This is a genomic window from Paenibacillus marinisediminis (assembly GCF_054343325.1).
Map to the genome: position 1 here is coordinate 211,845 of NZ_JBTGUH010000008.1, position 22,079 is coordinate 233,923.

Annotated in this window: 20 protein-coding genes; 8 read left to right on the forward strand and 12 right to left on the reverse strand. The window is 47.1% G+C overall.

The window, feature by feature from the left end; genetic code table 11:
• Positions 1-49: 49 nt before the first annotated feature.
• Both ACXX53_RS17695 and ACXX53_RS17700 read right to left on the reverse strand, forming a co-directional pair.
• Complete coding sequence (locus ACXX53_RS17695; RefSeq protein WP_458569998.1) at positions 50-736, reverse strand: queuosine precursor transporter; 687 nt, start codon at positions 734-736, stop codon at positions 50-52.
• A 116-nt stretch (positions 737-852) separates the two neighbouring features.
• Positions 853-1,395: a PadR family transcriptional regulator gene (locus ACXX53_RS17700; protein ID WP_458569999.1), complete on the reverse strand. Its 543-nt coding sequence runs from the start codon at positions 1,393-1,395 to the stop codon at positions 853-855.
• 371 nt (positions 1,396-1,766) lie between these two features.
• Here ACXX53_RS17700 and ACXX53_RS17705 point away from each other — a divergent pair, with 371 nt between their 5' ends.
• The 7 genes from ACXX53_RS17705 (at position 1,767) to ACXX53_RS17735 (ending at position 8,974) form a co-directional block, all read left to right on the forward strand.
• A complete protein-coding gene (locus tag ACXX53_RS17705; protein WP_458570000.1) occupies positions 1,767-2,615 on the forward strand; it encodes an FMN-binding protein in 849 nt (282 codons plus the stop codon).
• Between the two features lie 184 nt (positions 2,616-2,799).
• Positions 2,800-4,674 carry an FAD-dependent oxidoreductase gene (locus tag ACXX53_RS17710; RefSeq protein WP_458570001.1) on the forward strand — a complete coding sequence of 625 codons (1,875 nt, stop codon included), beginning with the start codon at positions 2,800-2,802 and terminating at the stop codon, positions 4,672-4,674.
• 118 nt (positions 4,675-4,792) lie between these two features.
• The gene (locus ACXX53_RS17715; RefSeq protein ID WP_458570002.1) at positions 4,793-5,272 is read left to right on the forward strand and encodes an adenylate kinase and related kinase; all 480 of its coding nucleotides are present in this window, start codon (positions 4,793-4,795) and stop codon (positions 5,270-5,272) included.
• Positions 5,259-6,254 (forward strand): polyprenyl synthetase family protein, encoded by a 996-nt coding sequence (locus tag ACXX53_RS17720; RefSeq protein WP_458570003.1) that lies wholly within the window; start codon positions 5,259-5,261, stop codon positions 6,252-6,254. The genes ACXX53_RS17715 and ACXX53_RS17720 overlap by 14 nt, the downstream gene beginning before the upstream one ends.
• A gap of 205 nt (positions 6,255-6,459) precedes the next feature.
• Positions 6,460-6,957, forward strand: a complete 498-nt coding sequence (locus ACXX53_RS17725) for an ADP-heptose synthase (RefSeq protein WP_458570032.1) — start codon at positions 6,460-6,462, stop codon at positions 6,955-6,957.
• 250 nt (positions 6,958-7,207) lie between these two features.
• A complete protein-coding gene (gene cls, locus ACXX53_RS17730; RefSeq protein WP_458570004.1) occupies positions 7,208-8,653 on the forward strand; it encodes a cardiolipin synthase in 1,446 nt (481 codons plus the stop codon).
• Positions 8,654-8,791: 138 nt separating this feature from the next.
• The gene (locus ACXX53_RS17735) at positions 8,792-8,974 is read left to right on the forward strand and encodes a hypothetical protein (protein WP_458570005.1); all 183 of its coding nucleotides are present in this window, start codon (positions 8,792-8,794) and stop codon (positions 8,972-8,974) included.
• A gap of 1,009 nt (positions 8,975-9,983) precedes the next feature.
• On the opposite strand, the gene ACXX53_RS17740 is transcribed toward ACXX53_RS17735, so the two are convergent.
• The 8 genes from ACXX53_RS17740 to ACXX53_RS17775 all read right to left on the reverse strand — a co-directional run bounded on the left by ACXX53_RS17740 (position 9,984) and on the right by ACXX53_RS17775 (position 17,947).
• Positions 9,984-10,856, reverse strand: coding sequence for a UbiA-like polyprenyltransferase (locus tag ACXX53_RS17740; RefSeq protein WP_458570006.1), 873 nt, complete (start codon positions 10,854-10,856; stop codon positions 9,984-9,986).
• A 7-nt stretch (positions 10,857-10,863) separates the two neighbouring features.
• A complete protein-coding gene (locus ACXX53_RS17745; protein WP_458570007.1) occupies positions 10,864-12,165 on the reverse strand; it encodes an aspartate aminotransferase family protein in 1,302 nt (433 codons plus the stop codon).
• Positions 12,166-12,274: 109 nt separating this feature from the next.
• Positions 12,275-14,257 carry a peptidase U32 family protein gene (locus ACXX53_RS17750; RefSeq protein WP_458570008.1) on the reverse strand — a complete coding sequence of 661 codons (1,983 nt, stop codon included), beginning with the start codon at positions 14,255-14,257 and terminating at the stop codon, positions 12,275-12,277.
• 145 nt (positions 14,258-14,402) lie between these two features.
• Complete coding sequence (locus tag ACXX53_RS17755) at positions 14,403-15,200, reverse strand: energy-coupling factor transporter transmembrane component T family protein (RefSeq protein WP_458570009.1); 798 nt, start codon at positions 15,198-15,200, stop codon at positions 14,403-14,405.
• Positions 15,201-16,097 (reverse strand): ATP-binding cassette domain-containing protein, encoded by an 897-nt coding sequence (locus ACXX53_RS17760; protein ID WP_458570010.1) that lies wholly within the window; start codon positions 16,095-16,097, stop codon positions 15,201-15,203.
• Positions 16,070-16,894, reverse strand: coding sequence for an energy-coupling factor transporter ATPase (locus tag ACXX53_RS17765; protein WP_458570011.1), 825 nt, complete (start codon positions 16,892-16,894; stop codon positions 16,070-16,072). Before ACXX53_RS17765 ends, ACXX53_RS17760 begins: the two co-directional genes overlap by 28 nt.
• 110 nt (positions 16,895-17,004) lie before the next feature.
• A complete protein-coding gene (locus ACXX53_RS17770) occupies positions 17,005-17,571 on the reverse strand; it encodes a Gx transporter family protein (protein ID WP_458570012.1) in 567 nt (188 codons plus the stop codon).
• Positions 17,555-17,947, reverse strand: coding sequence for a NusG domain II-containing protein (locus ACXX53_RS17775; RefSeq protein WP_458570013.1), 393 nt, complete (start codon positions 17,945-17,947; stop codon positions 17,555-17,557). Before ACXX53_RS17775 ends, ACXX53_RS17770 begins: the two co-directional genes overlap by 17 nt.
• Positions 17,948-18,198: 251 nt before the next feature.
• On the opposite strand from ACXX53_RS17775, the gene ACXX53_RS17780 reads away from it, so the two are divergent.
• Positions 18,199-19,317 (forward strand): FAD:protein FMN transferase, encoded by a 1,119-nt coding sequence (locus tag ACXX53_RS17780; protein WP_458570014.1) that lies wholly within the window; start codon positions 18,199-18,201, stop codon positions 19,315-19,317.
• 136 nt (positions 19,318-19,453) lie between these two features.
• Here the strand turns inward: ACXX53_RS17780 and ACXX53_RS17785 are convergent, their stop codons facing one another.
• Together ACXX53_RS17785 and ACXX53_RS17790 are read right to left on the reverse strand one after the other, a co-directional pair.
• The gene (locus ACXX53_RS17785; RefSeq protein WP_458570015.1) at positions 19,454-20,305 is read right to left on the reverse strand and encodes a formate/nitrite transporter family protein; all 852 of its coding nucleotides are present in this window, start codon (positions 20,303-20,305) and stop codon (positions 19,454-19,456) included.
• 241 nt (positions 20,306-20,546) lie between these two features.
• Positions 20,547-21,977: an NAD(P)/FAD-dependent oxidoreductase gene (locus tag ACXX53_RS17790; RefSeq protein WP_458570016.1), complete on the reverse strand. Its 1,431-nt coding sequence runs from the start codon at positions 21,975-21,977 to the stop codon at positions 20,547-20,549.
• Positions 21,978-22,079 lie beyond the last annotated feature (102 nt).

Sequence of the window (22,079 nt, forward strand, 5' to 3'; positions counted from 1 at the left end):
GTACTTAATGCCATTATATATAATGTATATTCTCAACATCATCGAAATATCAGAACTTATCTTCATTAACTGTAAAGCTTCGCGCCAGATATAAGAATGGAGTGGAGGCCACGGATATAATAAATTTAATTAGGTACGTGGTAATGAAGATCTCAAACCATACATCCCATTCGTATACACCCATGAAGGCAATGGAACAAAATACGAACGAATCGGCTAACTGGCTTAGCCCTGTACTCGCATTACTGCGAATCCACAGTTGATTCTTCTTGCCGTACTTTGCCTTGATAACGCTGAACAGCCTAACATCAAGGAATTGACTGATGCAATAAGCCATCAAGCTTCCGGCTACGATCCGCGGCATGATCCCGAAGATCGTTTGCAGCGCATCTTGAGCTAAGTCACTCTCATGCGGTGTGAACTGCAGAGCCATCTGCATAATAACGGTCGTCATAATTAACGTAAAGAAGCCGAACCATACCGCACGCTTCGCTTCCTTTGGACCGTATCTCTCATTTAATAGGTCTGTTGTTAAGAACAAGGAAGCGTTGGCCGTATTCCCTAAGGTCATAACGATGCCGAACATCTCAATGTTCTTGGTTACTTGAATATTGGCTAATACCGTCATTACCCCTATCCATGCATATAGACCAAACTTGCCGAATATACGGTAACAAACCAAGAAGAACGCAAAGTTCACTAACACGAACAGTACGCCCCATATCGCATTATACATAATTTGATGCTCCCCTTTAGTTTTGATAACGCGGGATGGTTACGAACCGCGGAGCCTGCTGCGACTGCAGGCACAATCTAAACATTCTAGCACAGGGAGATCATAATGCCAATCGCTTAATCCCAGTAATCAGCCGGATGATCATCCGATTTCATATAACTGATGCTCTGTTCCAACACTTCAACCTGCGCACGATAATCTTTAATCCCGAATTGCAAGGTTATCATTCGAGGTTTGGACAGCTGGTGCTTGAGGTTCTCGTATACGTCTTCGAGCTGAGATAGATACTTCTTGCGCAGCTCAACAGCTTCTTCAAGATGGGAAACAAGCCTTTCATCATCCATGTATTTGCTGAAGAACAGCCTCGCTAATATATCTGATCGATAAATATCATCCTGCACAGGAGAATTCATGTAGTCCATAAAGTGTTTCTTGCCGGATTCCGTAATTGAATAGATATTCTTATTGGGCTTGCCCTCTTGAACTATTATTTCCTTAATAATGCAATCTGATTTCTCGAGTTGCTTCAGTGTAGGATATACCGAACCGTAACTTGCATCAAAGAAATGGTTCAGACTAACTTCATACTCCTGCTTAATATCGTATCCAGACTTCGGCCCTTGCATGAGCAGTCCGAGAACAACATCTTTGGCTTGCATATTCGCACCTCAATTATCTATTTGTTTATTTCAAGTCGTTTTAGCGTAAAATAAGCGATGCTTTACCGACATGCTGCGATGATACCCAGGTATGTTTCGATAGGAATTCTATTCTATGAATATATGTAAATACGTTCATCCTATATAATAGTCTCAATATATAGTATCCTATATTTACCATAACTTTTAGTTATTTAAAATTTGACATTTCTGCAAACAATGATTGTGAATTAAACGATCCGTATCAATTTCCTATACAAACACTCTTGAATCTTTGTGAAAAAATGATACAATAAACTTTGCAATGAGTTAGATAAAATTTTCACAAAGTACTTTTAAAAAGATCAAAGAGGAGAAGGTGGAGGTACGTCATGAAAAAGAAACTAGCGATTCTGCTTACAGCAGTTATGGCATTTGGTATCTTGGTCGGATGCGGTGCGAAAGAAGAAACACCTAACACGGGAGCAAATACAGAACAAACAGGCACAGAGCAAGCTGCCTTGAAAGACGGCAACTACTATGCACAAGCTGAGCCAGACGACAAAGGCTGGATGTACATGATTCAGCTCGATGTTAAAGGCGGCAAGATCGAAAACGTAAACTTTGATGCTGCTAACGTTAAAACAGCTGGCGATACTAAGAAAAAATTGTCCCAAGATGGAAAATACGGCATGAAAGCTGGCGGCGCTTCTTCCGAGTGGCATGAGCAAGCTGAATTGTTGGAAAAAGCATTGATCGAGAAGCAAGATGTTAAAGCAATCACACTTAACGCTGAAGGCAAGACAGATGCAGTATCCGGCGTATCTATCAATGCTGACAACTTCGTACAATTGGCTGACAAAGCTCTGACTGCTGGTCCAGTAGAAAAAGGTCAATACAAAGATGGTGCATACCATGCGGAAGCTCCTCAATTCGAAGAGAAATCCGGTTGGAAATCCACTCTTGATATCACTGTATTCGACGGTAAAATTGTAGCTGCTAACTGGGATGCTATCCACAAAGATGGCGGCGACACTAAGAAAGCTCAATCCATTGCTGGCACTTACGGCATGAACTGGCATGAGCAAGCTTCCAAGATGGAAGCAGCCCTTATTGAGAAGCAAGATCCTGCAGCAATCGTTATGAAAGAAGACGGCACTCAGGACGCGATCTCTGGCGTATCTATCCACGTAAATGATTTCGTTAACCTGTCCAAAGAGGCATTGGCTAACGCTAAATAAATGTTGATGTAATAATGATTTGATAATGGAAGCTCCGCTTACTCACTAATAGGTCGATGACACTTTATCATATGTCCATCGTCACTCACTGGGTGGCGGAGCTGCCTTCTTGATTGCACATCAAATCGCAATCAAATTGGAATCATACATTTACTAACCATAATCTCAGGGGTGACTGAAGAACATGAAAAAGATCGTTGTATTGGGCGGTGGCTATGGCGGCGTCCTGACGGCGAAAAAGTTGGCTAAACGTCTTAACAACAATAAAGATGTTAGCATCCAACTGATCGATCGCCATCCTTACCACACAATGATGACTGAACTTCACGAAGTGGCAGCATGCCGCGTTGAAGAAGAAGCTATCAAGATGGATCTCAAGCAAATTTTTGCAGGCCGCAAAGTGGATGTTGTATTGGACGACATCGCTAACATCGACTTTGATGGTCAGAAATTAACAGGTAAGAACAAATCCTATGATTACGACTATCTCGTAATCGGTACTGGCTGTAAGCCAACATTCTTCGGTATCCCAGGTGCTGAAGAACATTCGATGACATTATGGTCCTTTGACGATGCCGTGAAATTGAAGCGTCAAATTCGCGACATGTTTACGAAGGCTTCCAAAGAAACCAATGCTGAGCTTCGCAAGAAGATGCTCACTTTCGTCGTTGTCGGCGCTGGCTTCACTGGCGTTGAGCTTATCGGTGAGATCGCTGAGTATCGCGAAGAGCTCTGCCACGAGTTCCACATCGAACCGTCTGAAGTTCGTCTAGTTGTTGCGGATATGGCACCAAAGATCCTTCCGATCTTGCCTGAAAAGCTGATTAAGAAAGCCGAAAAATACTTGCGCAAAATGAACGTTGAAATGATCACTAGCGCGAAGATCACCGGCGTTACGGAAGATTCCGTATTGCTCGGCGACAAAGGCGAGCTTAAAGCTGACACCGTTGTGTGGACAGCAGGCGTTGAAGGTTCTGACCTTGTTGGCAACCTTGACGTTCAACAAAATGGACGCAAGCGTATCGTGACTAACGATAAACTGCAATCCGTTGACCATGAAAATGTATATGTTGTCGGCGACAACATCTTCTACATTCCAGAAGGCGAAGAGCGTCCAGTACCTCAAATGGTTGAGAACGCTGAGCATTCCGCTGGAACAATTGCACACAACATCACTGTTGATATCAAAGGCGGCCAGAAGAAGTCGTACAAACCGACGTTCCACGGCACTATGGTATGTATCGGCGGCCGTTATGGCGTAGCTTCTGTCGGTATGCCAGGCAAGATGTTCAACTGCTCTGGATTCCTAGCTATGTTCTTCAAGCACATGATTAACTTCGTGTACTTCTTACAAGTACTCGGTTTCCATAAGATCTGGTCTTATAAGATCCATGAGTTCTTCCGAGTTAAGAACAACCGCAGCTTCGTAGGCGGACACTTGGCAATGCGCTCCCCTAACATCTGGCTTGTACCACTTCGTATCTTTATCGGTGTGAAATGGTTGCTTGAAGGTCTCAATAAGATTGGCAAGGTTATCGCTGACCCTAACAATATCTTCTTGATTCCTCCTAAAGCGGTTGATGGTGTAACTGCAGCGACACAAGCTATTGGCGAAGTTAAAGATACTGTCGACGCAAGCTCTGCAGCATCGTCTGTAGAAAATGCTGCTACTGCAGTTCAAGCGTTGCCTGTTCCTGACTTTATCGAAAAGATCATGAGCTGGTCCATGGATACATTCTTCTATACAGCTGATGGCGGCTACACAGCACTCGCTACGATCTTCCAAACCTGTATGGTACTTGCGGAAATCACATTGGGCGTTATGCTTATTATCGGTCTGTTCACGGCTGTTGCATCGATCGGTACAATTGCGATGGGCGCAATGATCTACATGTCTGGTATGGCTCCTTATGAAATGCTCTGGTACGTCTTCGGCGGCATCGCGCTTATCGGCGGATCTGGAAGCACACTTGGCTTGGACTACTACTTGTACCCTCGCCTGAAACGTGTATACAAAAAGATACCGATCGTGAAAAAATGGTACCTTTACACCGACTAATCCGTATATAGAATAGATTGCATTCAATAAAAGTAAAGTAATGTGTACATCCTACACATTACTTTACTTGTTTATATTAACTACATCTTGATTAGACCACGAGAAGCGGGGTGTTCCCTTGAATCGGCAACTCTTGCAGGAGACGCAGTATCTTCTGGAGCAGCAACTACCGAAAGACGCAGCTATCCGTCTTAGTATGGCACACATACAATCGGAGCTCGCGGCAATGGCAGATATCCTAACTTCATACGAGATGGAACAGCGTGACCAATGCGTCCTCTTGGGTTGTTACTGGCTGCTGCTGCAAGCGATGCGTTCGCATGAACAGTTGCCATCAGACCCGCAGGCCGCAGCTCGTGCCGTGTTGGATGGTGATTTCCTGCAAAGCTTCTATCTGCAGTTCGCCTTGCGCCATCAATTTCTCGATCTTGTCACTGATCTGGCCTCGACCATTAAAGAGATTCAGATCCGCCGTGCTGAAAAAACAAGATGCAATGACTTGCTGTATCAACGATTCGTCAGCTTCGTGAAGGAGCAATATTCAAGACGGCATATTCCACCACAACGATTCAAGCAGGTGACTTATGACGTTATCTAGCCATACCTTAGCCGAACACCTGCATATATCCATGCAGCGAATTAACCGAGATCTAGAGCGTATGGTCGCTCATGATCCCGCATTAACTTCACGCTCCATTATTACGAAGCATGTGTTGGAATTAATTCGTTCCGGAGGCAAACGTCTGCGCCCTATTATGGTGATCGTGGGAAGCCGTTTCGGCAATAGCCCCGAGAACGCTGAAGTATTCAGGCTGGCTGCTGCATGCGAATTTATTCATGCCGCATCACTCATTCACGATGATATCCTCGATCAGGCGGATACTAGACGCGGTCAACCCGCACTGCATCGGAAGACGGATACGCAAACAGCTGTTTATATCGGCAATTATATGATGTGCCGTGTCGTAGAGCTGTTAACGAAGCAAAAGAACGATTTGGAGCCATACATAAATAGGCTGGCTTCCATCACGACAACACAACTGTGCATCGGTGAGTACCAGCAGATGGAACAGCGTTATGACTTCTCCATCACGTTAGATCGCTATTGGGAGAAGACGCGCAACAAAACAGCTATGTTGATGGCTACGTGCCTTCAACTCGGAGCAGAAGCAAGCAAAGCTGAACCGCAAGTAGCTGAGCTGCTTTACCAATTCGGAGAACAATTAGGCATGGCCTTTCAGATACGCGATGATATATTGGACTATGTACAATCATCTGACCAACTCGGCAAGCCCGCTGGAGCGGATCTCCGCAATGGCCAGGTTACGCTGCCTGCCATGCTAGCCATGGATGACCCAGCGGTACATAGTCACTTAAGCAAGCTTAACAGCGATTCTTCTCCAGAAGCATTCGATGAAGCGGTAGCCCTTATCCGCAACAGCGGGGCATTGGCTAGCGCGCTTGACATCAGCCACGAATTTATGCAGCGTGCTTGGACGATAAGCGAGCAATTATCGAGCTATCCTGCACATCGAGATCTGCAGTTACTGTGGCACTATTTCGAAGAACGCACTTATTAATAGGACACCATATGTCGAAGATCGAGTCTATCCAAGCGGTGGGCTCTTTTTCGTACTGCCCTTTTTCAAGAAGATCGATCACGTTTGTACCGTTTACTCTTTCTTGCGAAGGGGCAAGGTGTTATTATGTACATGTATAACAGCATCTTTGAAGGAAGAAGGAGGATTGACCGTGCAGCCTCGTCGGTTTGTAATTGAAGCGGTGATGTTAGCCGTATACGGTCACCTGCTCGTACCAAAGCACCCGGTGGAATTTCTCATCCCCTATTCCACCATTATGGAATTGTACGAGATGAGACAGAGCGAAGATCGGGTGATGCCAGATCCAGAAGAGGATCAGTTTGCGAAGCAACAGATCGAAGCGCTGATCCGTTTTTTCGAGAACGAGTTGAACCAGAAGAAGCTTGACCGTGCCATTAGCGTCCCTTGGCGCAACAGCGCTCCCCTGTTACTGCAGGACAATGTTTCCTGCATCGTCGTGAACGCATTAGACAATATGCGTTACGGGGAAGCCTTTGACCCGATTGAAACGGAGCTTGTTATGACGTCCATGCGTGAGCAAGCGCCGCTTCTGACAGATCAATTAGAGTATGTCGCACGTATCATCGAGCACGAGATTCCGGTGCCCATTTACGATATCGAAGATTTCGAATATGCGTTGGAGCAGGAACCACACCAACAAGATCGGAACACGAACACATAATGTCATTTGTACGATGATTCGACCTGAGAACAGCCGCTGAAGGCATCCCTTTGGCGGTTCTTTAACTTATGTACATTTGACGGCACGATCCAATTAAAGCTTCTCGACAGCTTCCCCAGCGTATGCGCTGCCTTTCAGCAGCTCTTTGCTATTTTTCACATTCCCAGCACCTTATGATTAGTCTTGTAAGATAACCAGACATCCTACCTCACGAGAGGCAAATACTTAATGCTATAAAGGAGACGACTACGTGCATTACTGGGATATCATATCGAATTGGCTCATTGTATTTAACTTTATATTTGCGTTAGTTGTTGTCTTTCTAGAACGGCGCAACGCTGCGGTAACATGGGCGTGGCTGATGCTGCTCTTATTCATTCCCATATTCGGGTTTATCTTTTACATCTTGCTAGGCCAGAATCTAGCTCGCCATAAAGTATATAAGATCAAGCCAAGTGCAATGCGATTGGCCCAAGAAGGTTTGAACAAGCAGATCAACCTGCTTAAGTCCGATGAGTTCCAATACCGACGGCCTGAGGTGAAGAACTACCAGCATCTCATCTATATGAATTTGATCAACTGCTTTGCCCCGCTGTCCCAAGATAACGATGTCCGCATCATAACGGATGGGCGCGAGAAGATGGATCTGCTGATTGAGCAGATTGGCAAGGCGAAGAGCCATGTTCATTTGCTCTATTATAAAGTGGCCTCTGATGAGACCGGGCGCAAGCTGATTGCCGCATTAACCGATAAGGCGCGAGAAGGCTTGGTTGTTCGGCTTCTATACGACGACATTGGATCGCCTAAGCTTGAGAAGAAGGCCTTGCAGGACCTGATTGCTGCAGGTGGAGAAGTGCATAGCTTCTTCCCTTCACGAATTCGTTTTCTTAATCTGCGCGTCAACTACCGCAACCATCGCAAGATTGCTGTCATTGACGGCGAGGTAGGCTTTGTCGGCGGGTTCAACATCGGTAATGAATATTTGGGTCTGGACCCTGCAATCGGGTTCTGGCGAGATACGCATCTGATGCTTAAAGGCGAAGCTGTCCACCGACTGCAACTGCAGTTCATGCTGGATTGGTCGATTGCGGCAAACGAGCACCCCGCATACGATAAGACTTACTTTCCAGACATTCAATCACAAGGCAGCACCGCAGTACAGATCGTATCCGGCGGCCCAGACTCTGACAAGCAGCAGATTAAAAACGGCCTGATCAAGCTTATCTTTGAGGCTAAACATAGAATTTATCTGCAGACCCCATATCTTGTACCGGATGACAGTGTGCTGAATGCCTTAAAGGTGGCCATACAATCCGGTATAGATGTTCATATTATGATACCGCTGAAAGGCGACAGCAAACTCGTGCAGTGGGCATCCAATGCCTACTTGGCTGAGCTCCTGCGTGAAGGGGCAAAATGCTACTTCTACGAAAAAGGCTTCCTTCACTCGAAAGTGATCGTTGTCGATAATCAAGCCGCTTCCGTCGGCACAGCCAATATAGATCATCGCAGCTTCGAGCTTAACTTTGAAGTCAATGCCTTCTTGTACGATGAGGAATTCGCAACACAGCTGGGAAGTATATTTGAGCAGGACATGCTCGACAGCCAGCTTATCAATTGGCATGAATACCAGAAGCGAAGCCTCTTTAACCGCTTCATGGAATCCGTTGCGCGGTTGATGTCTCCAATCTTGTAGCACTACAAGCTGGTTGCTCCCAGATCACAACATGCTGGATGCCGAGTTATGTGCTAGGTTGTATTGCCCATTTGTCAAACACATGTTAGTCTGTTAATGTATAAATTTAGCGCATTATATATAGGGCAGGTGGAAACAATGTCAGAATCCAATGAGCCGAAAAAAGTTAGTCTAGCCGATGCGATGAAAGAAATGCTCGCTAAGAAGAAACAACAAGGGGCCCAAAAAGGCAGCTTTAATGCTAACAACAACACAAAGAAGCTGGTAAGCCAAAACAACAAAAAGCCAAACAACCAACGTCGCCGCACTGGCGGATCGTAGTTGTATAGCTGCAGCGCAAATCCTAAGGTTAGGATTAACATTGCATATCATGAATTGCACATGACTAAGATGCTCAAAGAAGCTGGTCCGCTAACGGACCAGCTTCTTTCATATGGGTGGAGGATGCTGATCGTAAAGTGTACCTATCTCCAAGTCCCTCTTGGTATTATCCCCTTCGGTCAGAATCAAATATCTGTATTGCACTTTGCTGTGCTGCGCATCCCTTACAATTCGGATTTCACCGATTCATCAGCACAATGTATCTATCTCCAAACGCCTTTGGGTACTCTCCCCTTCAATCAGGACGTCTCGTACTAGCGGCTATTGAGCTATTGCACAATACCCTTCTGAGCCAAGGGGAGAACACCGTGACACTCTCCAGAGGGGACATACACCACACACGAGCGATTCTCCATCTACCATCTCCATTCAGGACGCAGACACATTCTGTTACGCCATTAGAATGCGGTATGTACTTACAAACACATCTTGGTATTATCCCTTTCAGTCAGAATCAAATATCTGTACTGTGCATCCTCTGCAATTCAGATTTCATTGCTTCATCAGCACAATGTATCTATCTCCAAGCGCCTTTGGGTACTCTCCCCTTCAATCAGGACGTCTCGTACTAGCGGCTATTGAGCTATTACACAATACCCTTCTGAGCCAAGGGGATAGTACCGCAACGCTCTCTAGAGGATACATACACCGCACAAATGATTCTCCATCTACCATCCATTCAGGACGCAGACATATTCTGTTTTACCATATGCGCGCTTCATATATTACAAGCGCCTCTAGGCACTATCCCCCTCAGTCAGGACGTCTCGTACCAGCGGCTATTGAGCTATTGCACAAGACCCTTCTGAGCCAAGGGGATAGTACCGCGACACTCTCCAGAGGGGACCTACTTAGGTCATCGCTCACCAGTAACCTTTGCACTGTACGAAAAGACGGCTGCCTATCCACTAGTCGTTAGTAGACAAAGCAACCGTCTTGTTCGAACATTTTATCCTATAAAGTAATCCGCCATTGTAAACAACAAGATAACCATGCTGATCACTTGGTTTAAGTTGTAAGAAGCAACATTCATCCGTTTACGGCTGGATGGCTTGATGATGTTGTGCTCAACCGCCAGAAGCACTGTCGCTATGATAATCCCTGCCAGGTAGATCCATCCCAGATCCTGAAGGAAGAACAATGAAAACAGTAGCAGAACCATAATGGCGTGCAAGCTTCGCGATATAAACAAGGCATCATCTAATCCAAATACACGCGGCACGCTCCATAAGCCTGTCTTTTGGTCAAAATCGATGTCCTGAGTGGCGTAGATGATATCGAAGCCGCCGATCCACAACATAACGATCGTGCCGAGTACAAATGGCGTAAAAGCGATCTCGCCTGTAACGGCGAACCATGCGCCGATTGGAGCTGAGGCGATGGTGAAGCCAAGATACAGGTGGCAGAGCCACGTAAAGCGCTTCGTATACGAATACGAGCATATCAGCACGATGGCCACCGGCGACAGCACAAGGCAGAGCGTGTTTAACATGCCTGCCGCTAGAATGAAGATCGCAAAGTTAATGATGACGAACGCGACTACTTCGCGCTCCTGCAGCAGCTTGCGCGGCATATGCCGATGAGCTGTTCGCGGATTCGCGGCGTCGAATTGACGGTCGACGAGGCGATTAAATGCATTTGCACCGTTACGCGCAGCAACTAGCGCGATCAATGACCAGAGCAGCACATAGCCTGAAGGAATACCTTCTGCCGCCCACACCATCGCAATAATCGCGAAAGGAAGTGAGAATAACGTATGCGAGAACATAACCAGCTCGCCGAACATTCGAGTCTTATGAACAACTTTATGAATCATTTCCATAACGTGATCAGAACTCCTCTGCTTTGCATTCCGTCAGAACTTCATCCAGTGCTATCAGCATCGATTCAACATCTTGAACAGGCATTATAATCGGAGGTTGGAAGGCAAGCACATTGCGACCAATACCATTCTTGCCGATAATATAGCCGCGATCCTTCATTTTCTCCAACACAGCATCTGTCAAAGCAGCGCTCGCCTGATCATCCATACCGCTCAGCTCCGCACCGCACATTAGATTTTTGCCGCGCACATCCGTTATGTACGGGTGCTTCGCTTGAAGGGCATACAACCCATTCAATAACCGCCCGCCGACTCGCTCCGCGCGTTCAATGAGATGCTCCTGCTCGATATAATCGAGCACGGCCATAGCGGTTGCGGCTGAAACCGGGTTGCCGCCAAATGTCGAAGCAGACGCGCGGTTGAAGCTGGCTGCAATCTCATCTGTCGTTGCAAATGCCGCAACCGGCACACCATTGCCGAGCGCCTTGGCCATCGACATGATGTCTGGCACGACGTCGAAGTGTTCCATGGCGAACATTTTACCCGTGCGGCCGAAGCCAGTCTGAATCTCATCTGCAATCAACAGCACACCATGCTGCTCCAGCAATGTCTTCACTTCACGGAAATACCAATCGGGCGGAGTAATCATGCCGCCATTGCCTTGGATCGGTTCGACGATCATAGCCGCAATGGTATCCCCCTTCTCTGCAAGTACCTCGCGAAGAGCATCAACAGAACGATGCGCTGCTGTATCCAGATCCAACTCGGGGTCGTATGGACGAGGGATAAAAGTAACCCCCGGATCTAAGTAATCGTCCGCACGCCACATCGGAATGCCCGTTACTCCCATCGTGAGGAAGGTACGGCCATGAAGCCCATATTCAAGCGCGATAAAGTCGCGCTTCTTCGTATGCAATCGCGCAAGGAGCATCGCGCCTTCATTGGCCTCAGAGCCGCTGTTGCAGAAGAAGGTGCGCTTCAAATTGCCTGGAAGCACCCCGTTGGCGAGCCGTTCAGCCAGGTCAACCATCGGCTGAGTCAAATAAATCGTTGTCGTATGCTGAAGCGTCTGCAGCTGCTCAATCGTCTTAGCCGTAATCTGCTCATTGCAATGTCCGCACGCTACGACTGAAACGCCAGCAAAGAAATCAACATACTCATTGCCCTGCTCATCATACAGATGCTGCATCTTGCCGCGCACAATCTGCGGCGGATTCTTATAAAAATGATGGGTACATGGAAAGAAATACTCTTTGCGCTTAGCCAGCACTCCTTCTGGTCCGATATACGATTGCTGTTCGTTGCTCACATTTATCCACCCCTGAAATAGTTTACATTACCCTTTATCTACCTTTGTCCTCCCGCAAGAAGCGGCAGACTCATGGTCTGCCGCCCTACAGGAGAGTATCAGCAGCTGCCTAAGCTTCTACCAACTCTAATTTAAGTGCATTGCCGAAATGCAGTGAACCGAACGTATAGCCTGCATACACAGGGTTCATCTCTTCGAAGAGCTGCTTGCACTGTGTTAGATCGGATACAGCTTTCTTATACATGCTCACGATGTGTCCAAGCTGCTCCGGTGTATAAGTCTTGCCTTCGATGCGGAAATAATCAGCGCCTGCTTCATGCAGTTCCTTTAACAAAGGCAAATAGCACAGCTCTTTCGATAATGCCAAATGGTTTCGGCCGCTCCAATCGCGATAGACTGGATTCTCGCCTTTGTCCGTCATCAGTACAAGATACTGATTATCAACATATTTATTATCTTCTTGTCCGATCGGATCCATAACTTCTGTGTTTTCGTACAGATCGAGCTCAAGATACATGACGATCGGCGATCCGTGCACGATAACTTCAACTGGTGCCGGCGCACTGTTCAACAGCTTCACCATGTCGTTCAACGGAAGCTCAAGCGAAGCATGGACCCGCTGCATATTAAAATGGTTATGGTACAGATCAGCAGACATGTGGTTGAATACGTTTAGATTGAAATCCGCCATCATTGGCAATGGTACATGACGGAACTTATGCATCGCGCCGATATTCGTCACGAGCAGGCCATCCAGTCCGTAGTAATTGTGCTTCGCACCTTCATTAAGGAATTGGCTGTATTGCTCCATATGGAGCTCCGTCATCATACGCGGCATGCCCAGCACGATCCGTGCTGCGCCCTTCTCAGCCGTCAGCTGCTCGATCTCCTGACGTGTGAACGGTCTTCCCGGCTGGAATACATCGCCTGTCAGATAGATAACATCTGCGCCTGCAGACAACGCTGCGCGCGCTTGCTTAATATCATTAACATGAACGCTGATCTTAGGCGTTGTTGAAGCTTTAGCCGCTGTCCGCTTGCTGCTCGCAAACGTATCGCGAACTTGCTCCATCCGCTCGGCCTTTATTTCACGTTCCGCAGTCGGTGTGCTGAATACTTTGCCCGTGCTGTAGAACTTGCCTGTTCCTTCGTAACGGCGGTTGATATAGTCTAGGCCCGGCTTACCGAATGCATAGCCCGTACTGAAATCACGCTTACGATTCTCATACAGCGCATCCGCATCTTCCTTGCGGTCGTAGCCTAATGGATCCGCGATATAACGATCAATCGCGTCGCCATAGCTATTGATCAAAGAGCGGAGGAAATCGACCTCGCGCATCCGACCCTCGATCTTGAAGGACGTAATACCGGACTTGATCAGCTCTGGAATATGCTCGTACATATACATATCCTTAGCAGCCAACGGATACTCAGTAGGATAGATATGGCCATCCTTCTTAACGCGATAATCCCAGCGGCATGGCTTCATGCACCGGCCGCGGTTAGCGGAGTTGCCGAAGAGCATCGAACTGATCAAGCAGTTGCCGCCATGAACTGTGCACATGTCACCGTGAACAAAATATTCAAATTCTATCCCAGTCTTGGATTGAAGCAATTCTGCTGTATGAAGATCCATCTCACGAGATGCAACAACACGTGTCACTCCCATGTTCTTCAGGGCTTCGATCATATCGTAGTTGTGCACATTCATCATAACAGATGAATGCACCGGGATATTCGTTAAGTTCATTTCTTGAATGAGTGGAAATACAGCCATATCCTGCGCAATGATAGCATCCGGTCCAACTTCATTTAAGAAGGTGAGATACCGCTTCGCTTCATCCAGATCATCATCATTCATCAGATTGTTTACGGTAACATAAGCGCGTTTGCCGCGTTCATGCGCAAGCTTTACAGCTTCGCGCACCTCGTCATAGCTCAAGTTATATCCTTTGCGCATCATACGCATATTTAGAGAAGGTCCACCGAAGTACACTGCATCGCAATTCATATCAATTACTTCTTTGAATATGTCAAATGTTCCGGCAGGAGCCAACAGTTCAACTTCTTTACCGTTAAAAAATCTGGCCATAGTCGTTCCTCCTTACCAACCTGGGTAAATTATCTAAAAATTAATCTATCGCTATTATAGCACCATTACGGACTCATTGTGACACAATTCACAAATCGTTCGATCTAAAGCGATTTCATAAGCAGATTTTATTAAAATAATATCGCTACAGCACGGTTGCTGTGATAATCATCACAATAAATAAGGATACGAATAAATTATCAGCCATTTTCCATTCCAGCTTGCGCAATGAGGTACGCTTCGCATCTAAGACATATCCGCGCGATTCCATAGCCATAACAAGATCCTCTGCACGTCGAAATGAACCTACTATGACGGGTACAAGCAAGGTAACAAGAAGCTTGCCCTTCTCGCGAAAAGTCAGATCCTCATAATCAGCACCCCGTGATGCTTGTGCCTTCATGATCTTATCTGCTTCCTGAAATATGGTCGGAATGAAGCGCAGGGCTACGGATATCATCATCGTCCACTCCTGTGAAGACACGCCGATCAATCGAAGCGGTGCCAGCACAAATTCAAGTCCAAGGTTCAATTCCACTGGCGTTGTGGTAAATGTAAGAATGGACGTAAAGGAGACCAATAGCAGCATGCGCCATACAGCGTACACACCTAGAATTAAGCCTTGAGTGTACAATTGGAAGCCGCCAATACTTAGCCAAGCTTGACCGCCGCCTTCAAAAAGTACGTAGAATATGAACATGAATACCATAAGCGGCCTGAGCGGTCTGGACGCTCTCCAATATCTCTTCAAAGGAATATGAGACGTTGCTAAGATTGCAATGGCAATGGCGGAAATGATCGTTAATTCTACAGCGTTGTCTGCCAATATAACAGCAATCAGAAAGAGAATCATACTAATTAATTTGGCTCTTGGATCGAGCCGATGAACCCATGATTCAGCCGCCACGTACCGACCCATGACCATTCTGGATTGCATCTGCATCTAGCTGCCCTCCTTCCTATTACCATTCTCGGAATTGGAACTGTTCATCCTCTGCATGAACCAGTCAACCCATTGATCAACACTGCAAGGCAGATCGGTGATCGATATGCCTGAAAGCTCTTGGATCTGCTGTGCCAGCTTTATCGCAGAAGGCAGCTCAATGTCAGCACCGCTAAGCACCTCTGCTTTATCTAATAGCTCTTGGCGTGTGCCTTCGAAGCTGACTGTACCCTGCTTCATCAGAATAAACCGGTCTGCATGCTCTAGAACCTCATCTAATCGATGCGTTACCATAACGATCGTCTTGCCATGATCTACGCACAGCCGCTTCAACAGCTCAATCAGCTCGTTGCGGCTCACAGGATCTAGCGTAGCTGTCGGCTCGTCCAGGACGAGCATCTCCGGGTTCGAAGCAAGCACTGTCGCAATCGCCGCCTTACGCATCTGACCGCCGCTCAATTCAAACGGACTGCGGCTTAACAGCTCCTCCGACAAGCCTACTTCTCGCAGGGCTTCTAATGCTGCCTCGCGTGCCGCTTCTTTACTCATGCCGAACTGAAGCGGTCCAAACATAAGATCCTTCTCTAGCGTCTCTTCAAATAGCTGCTGCTCCGGAAACTGGAACACCAGCCCTACGCGACTCCGCAAAGGCTTTAATCCTTTCACTCGCTGCCCGCCGTTAAAGACGACGTCGAACACTTGCAGCCGTCCGTCGGTAGGCTGATAGATCCCGTTAAAATGCTGCATCAAGGTCGATTTCCCCGAACCGGTTGCACCTAGAACAGCCGTGAACAACCCCTCTTCGATCTGGAGGTTCACATGGTTCAGCGCATACTGTTGGCCGATGCCTTGCTGCGGATATTGATAGCTTATATTCTGCCCGTGCACGATGGCCATAGCGCCTTCACCAACTCTCCCTCATCTTGGTACATCTCGATATCGATACCTCTAGATCGCATCTCAAGTGATATCGCTAGCGTAAATGGAGGCCGCAGCTTGCACTCCTCTGCAAGCTGCTTGTGCTCGAATAGCTCCAGCGGCAGCATATCAGCAGCGATCGCGCCATCCTTCACGACTACGACGCGCTCCGATTCTAGAATCTCTTCCGCATCATGCGTTACGGATATGATCGTCATGCCTAAGTCTCGATGAAGCTCCTTCAGCTTGGCAATCATGTCTCGCTTAGCTCGTTCATCGAGCATCGATGTCGCCTCATCCCAGATCATAATATCTGGATTCAGCACGAGAAGACCGGCGATCGCAACTCGCTGCTTCTGGCCGCCCGAGAGCGAAGCTGGATGGCGATTCATCCACTCGGTCAACCCGAGCTCACTCGCCACCTGTTCAATTCGCTCTTCCATCTGTTCACGCGGCACGCATCTATTTTCCATTCCATACGCCATATCATCACGCACAGTTGTGGCAATAAACTGATTATCCGGGTTCTGAAATAGATACCCGACCCGATGTCGAACCTGCTCAATGGTGTCACGGCTGAGAACCATGTCGGCTACTGTTATCGTGCCGGCTTCGGGAACGAGTAACCCATTGATTAGCTTGATGAGTGTGGACTTCCCAGATCCATTCGGCCCTACGATTGAAACCCACTGCCCACGCGGTATATGCAGCGACAAATCTTGAAACAACGCCTCTCGCTTCGGATAGCGGAAGCTCACACGTTCCAATTGAATCATGCGTTTCCCTGCCTTTCATTCCATCGCAGAACCATAGAGCACTGCTTATGAACATGATGAAGGCATCATGCCGCTTCGGACATGACGCCATATAATAAGGTCTAAAACGACTATTGAGATTCAGGTATGAATGACTCGAATATCGATAGTTTGGACAAAGAAGTCGTTACATATTTAGCTGCAAAACCAACGAATACGCCAGTCACGACGCCCAAAAGCATGAGTGGAGGCAAATATAAGAAGATCTTCGATGAATGAAATATAATAACTGCCGCAGTCAATTGTCCAACGTTATGCGCAACACCGCCAACTACGCTGATCCCAATTAAACTGATCTTCCCCCGCCCAATCTTAAGCAAGCCATACATCACAATAAAGCTGAACAGTGAGCCAAAGAAGCTGAATAGGAACGCCGAGAACGTACCCAATATCAACGTCATCAGCAATGTTTTAAGTACAACTAATGCAAAGGCATCGCGGCCATTTAAAAAATAGAGACAGGTCAACACCATTATATTAGCGAGTCCAAGCTTAGCGCCTGGAACAGGAAACAACAATTGTGTCGGAAACATCGACTCTAAGATGCCCAATACGACTGCAACCGCACTAAAGATGGCAATTATTACTGCCTTTTTCAGCTTAATCGTCGTGTCGCTGTAGCTACTTAACGACGGCATCCGTGTCAGCCTCCCCGCCTGCCTCGCTCTTTAGTTCAACTAGAACCCGATGCGGCAGACATACGATGGTATCTCCCTTATGTGTAACAAAGCCAAAACCTAAACAAACTTTGTCCGGACAATCTGCGTCGATCATTTCAATTCCATTATTGTGCACCTTCAGTATATTGGTGCCATGATCCGTCTTAACCTCGACGATCTGCTCTTCCTCAGTTAATTCGACTTGTTTATACGGCTTACCATCTACAGTAATATCTGCGTACATATTGCCATTGTGCAAATTTTCACTTGTGTCTTGAAGCAACCACTTTGGTATGATGAAGGCCAAGGCTGCAACTATAACGATGCCGATTAAGATCATATCTCCACGTTTCATTCGCAATACTCCCTGAAAACAAATATAATTTTAAATATCTAGTTCTATGCTATTATACAACTTAGTGAACGAAGGTTCAATGTAACGGAACTGGTACAATCGTGAACATATACTGAATTATTCGGTATATGAAGTTGGCCTGCGCTCCGCTTGTGTCATGCTTCCTTTCCAATTTTTCAGTGCCCTGATATAATAATATGCTTGTACACATCCTATATCTAGATCGACTTTGAAATGCGGAGGAATTAACCATGCATCATAGCAAGAAACTTTTCCGATTTGCAGTGCCTACCCTTATTGTGGCATTATCGACAGCTCTATTATTCAGCGGATGCACAAAATCACAGAAAGATCAGCAACAGACCGGGCAACCTCCTAATCAATCGGAAACAACCGCAGCCAATGAGATTAAGCAAGAGACTTATTATATATTCGATACGATTGTAACTGTGAAAATTTATGATAAACGCGCAACAGATCAGGACTTTAAAAATATTAACGACCTGTTGGTCAATATTGAGAACAAAATGAGCCGAACGCTCAAATCGAGCGAGCTGTACAAGCTTAATGAACACGCAGGCAAAGGTCCTTATAAAGTTTCTGCAGATACATTCGAAGTCATCAGCAAAGCAATCGATTATGCACAGCAAACAAATGGCGCATTCGATCCAACAGTGGGACCATTGGTTAACTCCTGGAACATTGGTCACGAGGATGCGCACGTTCCGCCACAGGCAGAGATTGACGCGGATCTGCCGCTGGTTGGATACGAAATGGTTCAGCTTGATGAGGCCAACCAGACGGTGACGCTGGAGAAGCCGGGCATGGTGATGGACTTAGGCGGTATCGCAAAAGGTTACGCTGCTGATGTCATAGCCAATTATATTCGAGAGGCTGGATACAACAGTGCCATCGTCGACTTGGGCGGCAACATATATGCAGTTGGCGAGAAGCCGGGCGGACTAGACTGGACGATCGGGGTTCAGGATCCGAATGAAACGCGCGGCAACCCGATCGGGAAGATGAAAGTGAAGGATAAGACTATTGTAACTTCGGGTGTATATGAACGATATTTTGTGGAAAATGGAAAGCATTATCACCATATCCTTGACCGCAAAACCGGTTATCCGGTCGATAACAATCTTAACAGCGTCACGATCGTAACGGATAAATCCACGGATGCCGATGCTTTATCAACAGCTATCTTCTCGCTCGGAATTGAGAAAGGCTTAGAATTTATTGAGTCCAAGACGGATGCCGAAGCCATCTTTATTACAAAGGATCAGAAAGTGTATATGTCGTCGGGAATAAGCAAAATATTCGAGCTGACGAATGACGCGTACACGATTGCGACCTTGGATAAGAAATAGTGCATTAACTCATAACGGACAGTGCCCTCTGCTTGCGTTTATACATCGCATGCGGGAGGTACTGTCCGTTTTAAATAGGCTCAGATACGCTCAAAAAAGGCGCTTGCATCAGCAAGCGCCTTTTACATAAGTCCATTTAGGATACTACAGATTTCACTTTCTTCGAAGTCTCAGAAGCCTCCTGCTGCTTAACAGCCGACTGTACCGCTTCGTCTTGATTCTTCTTGTTGTAGGCGATGAAATAAGCTGCCGCTACGAAGAGAGCACCGCCGACCAAATTACCGAGCCATACCGGCACAAAGTTCGTCAAATACTCGCCCCAGCTGTAATGGCCTTCAAAGATCGCTGCTGGAATAACAAACATGTTAGCCACAACGTGCTGGAATCCAATCGCGACGAAAGTCATCGTCGGGAACCAGATAGCTAGGATCTTGCCGCTAAAGCTCTTTGCTCCGTAGCTCAACCAAACTGCCAACGCTACGAGCCAGTTACAGCCGATACCGGATACAAATGCCTGCAAGAAGGAATCGTGCAGCTTATGACCTGCAACAGATACCGTTTTATCTAGATAGACCCCGCTGGCTGTCAATCCTACGATATGTCCGAAAAAGTAGGCTACAAAGATCGCGCCCAAGAAGTTCGTTAATGTAATCACGATCAGGTTGCGAGCCATTTCCCAAGTTGAAATGCGCCCTTTCATCCGCGCGAGCGGCACTGCCATCATATTACCAGTCAGCAATTCTCCGCCACCCAGCAGGACAAGTATCAATCCGACTGGGAAGAGTGCTGCCCCTATGAAAGTCGTAATGCTTCCCCACTCGGCAGGCGCATCAGCCGTTACCCGGATGTAAAGCAAGTAACCTAAAGCTATGAAAGCACCGGCCAAGAAACCGAGTATACTCATCGTCAATAGTGAATTTCGCGCCTTTACGACCCCAGTTTCGATCGTTGCTTCTTTAATTTCTTGCGGTTTTAAGTAGCCCGCCATCTCCATTCCCCCTAGTTCATACGCTATCTGACTGCTGCCGATTATCTATGTCATCCTTCAACAGCAACGAAAACTAACAATTATATACGGACTTATTGTAACGAACCCTCTGCTCTGTTAATGTGCTCTATATCACATTCTATGTCCCTATATTCTTCCCAATCGAATACATATAATTTCCAATATCTTAATATAAAAAGCGGAATGAGCTCAATGCTGCCCATTCCGCTTTATTAGTTGTTTAGAGCTTAGCTACAATGCCCCGTGCAATGTGAACACCCGCAGCGCCGGCTTGAGCCAGACCGCGTGTAATACCAGCGCCGTCCCCGCCGCAGTACAAGCCCTTGATCTCCGACTCCAGCGTATCATCAAGCTTCGGACGAGCCGAATAGAACTTCGCTTCCACACCGTAGAAGAGCGTGTGCTCTGATGCAATGCCTGGTGTAACCTTATCCAGTGCATCCATCATCTCAATCAAGCTCTTCATCGTGTTGTAAGGAAGCACTAGCCCAAGATCTCCCGGTACCGCTTCGCGCAGAGTCGGCTCCAGGAAGCCCTCGCGAATTCGGTTATCTGTCGAACGGCGACCGCGCAGAATATCGCCGTATTTCTGTACGATGACACCGCCGGATGACAGATCATTCGCACGTTGGCAGATCTCGCGAGCATATTCGTTCGGCTTATCGAACGGCTCTGTAAACTTATGCGAGACAAGCAGCGCAAAGTTAGTGTTGGCAGAGCCGAGGGCTGGATCCTTGTAGGAGTGCCCGTTCGCGCACATGATCCCGCTGTGATTCTCTACCACGACATGACCAGATGGATTGCTGCAGAAGGTACGGACCTGCGTGCCTACCGAAGTGTTAAACACGAATTTACCTTCATATAAATTCTCGTTAATCTCGCGCATCACGATATCGGACGTTTCGACGCGGACACCGATATCCACCTGGTTGTTGGACATCTTCAAACGGCGTTTCTTGAGGATATCCGTCATCCAAGCAGAACCGTCACGGCCAGGCACGATTACGACATAATCCGCCTCGTAGGTCTCGCCCTTCTTCAGCTCGATCCCCTTTACGACATGGCGGCCATCTTCCTTCACCGTGATGATATCGGCCACTTCCGCTTTGTAGATCATATCGATACGCGGGCGCAAATACTCATAGATCGATTTCATGATCTCTAGATTCTGCTCCGTTCCTAAGTGACGCACTTGAGCTCGCAGCAATTTCAATCCAGCCGCATAGCCCTGCTGCTCAATTCGTCTAACGACCTCAGTCGTCGGATCGGTAATATCCTTCGTAGCCCCGTGCTCCAGGTTGATGCTATCCACATAGCGGATAAGCTCCAACACGCGACTTGGCGCCAAATAATCCGTCAACCATCCGCCGAATTCAGTCGTAATGTTAAACTTACCGTCGCTGTACGCGCCAGCGCCGCCGAAGCCATTTGTAATGGAGCAGGCGGGAATGCAGCCCGCAAACTCTTTGCGTCCTGCCGCAGGCGGACACTTCGTAATCTTCTCCTCCAGGATTGGACAATTGCGGCGATATATATCATGCCCCTTATCAATTAGCGCGACGCGCAGATGCGGAGCCTTCAAGGACAATTCATAACACGTAAAAATACCAGCTGGACCAGCACCAACAACAATTACATCATATTTACTCATGAGTTCCTCCTTGATGAACAACGTAGTTGTATTTCATGTAATCAAGCACAGCCCTTTGTAAATCGCGGCATACGAGAACACAAAAATCCCGACCACATACGG

Coding starts and splice junctions, on each gene's coding strand:
- ACXX53_RS17750 (WP_458570008.1), bottom strand. CDS start 14,257: ATGGCCAGATTTTTTAACGGTAAAGAAGTTGAACTGTTGGCTCCTGCC.
- ACXX53_RS17755 (WP_458570009.1), bottom strand. CDS start 15,200: ATGCAGATGCAATCCAGAATGGTCATGGGTCGGTACGTGGCGGCTGAA.
- ACXX53_RS17720 (WP_458570003.1), top strand. CDS start 5,259: ATGACGTTATCTAGCCATACCTTAGCCGAACACCTGCATATATCCATG.
- ACXX53_RS17710 (WP_458570001.1), top strand. CDS start 2,800: ATGAAAAAGATCGTTGTATTGGGCGGTGGCTATGGCGGCGTCCTGACG.
- ACXX53_RS17695 (WP_458569998.1), bottom strand. CDS start 736: ATGTATAATGCGATATGGGGCGTACTGTTCGTGTTAGTGAACTTTGCG.
- ACXX53_RS17780 (WP_458570014.1), top strand. CDS start 18,199: ATGCATCATAGCAAGAAACTTTTCCGATTTGCAGTGCCTACCCTTATT.
- ACXX53_RS17740 (WP_458570006.1), bottom strand. CDS start 10,856: ATGGAAATGATTCATAAAGTTGTTCATAAGACTCGAATGTTCGGCGAG.
- ACXX53_RS17785 (WP_458570015.1), bottom strand. CDS start 20,305: ATGGCGGGCTACTTAAAACCGCAAGAAATTAAAGAAGCAACGATCGAA.
- ACXX53_RS17760 (WP_458570010.1), bottom strand. CDS start 16,097: ATGGCCATCGTGCACGGGCAGAATATAAGCTATCAATATCCGCAGCAA.
- ACXX53_RS17775 (WP_458570013.1), bottom strand. CDS start 17,947: ATGAAACGTGGAGATATGATCTTAATCGGCATCGTTATAGTTGCAGCC.
- ACXX53_RS17705 (WP_458570000.1), top strand. CDS start 1,767: ATGAAAAAGAAACTAGCGATTCTGCTTACAGCAGTTATGGCATTTGGT.
- ACXX53_RS17700 (WP_458569999.1), bottom strand. CDS start 1,395: ATGCAAGCCAAAGATGTTGTTCTCGGACTGCTCATGCAAGGGCCGAAG.
- ACXX53_RS17770 (WP_458570012.1), bottom strand. CDS start 17,571: ATGCCGTCGTTAAGTAGCTACAGCGACACGACGATTAAGCTGAAAAAG.
- ACXX53_RS17725 (WP_458570032.1), top strand. CDS start 6,460: ATGTTAGCCGTATACGGTCACCTGCTCGTACCAAAGCACCCGGTGGAA.
- ACXX53_RS17765 (WP_458570011.1), bottom strand. CDS start 16,894: ATGATTCAATTGGAACGTGTGAGCTTCCGCTATCCGAAGCGAGAGGCG.
- ACXX53_RS17735 (WP_458570005.1), top strand. CDS start 8,792: ATGTCAGAATCCAATGAGCCGAAAAAAGTTAGTCTAGCCGATGCGATG.
- ACXX53_RS17790 (WP_458570016.1), bottom strand. CDS start 21,977: ATGAGTAAATATGATGTAATTGTTGTTGGTGCTGGTCCAGCTGGTATT.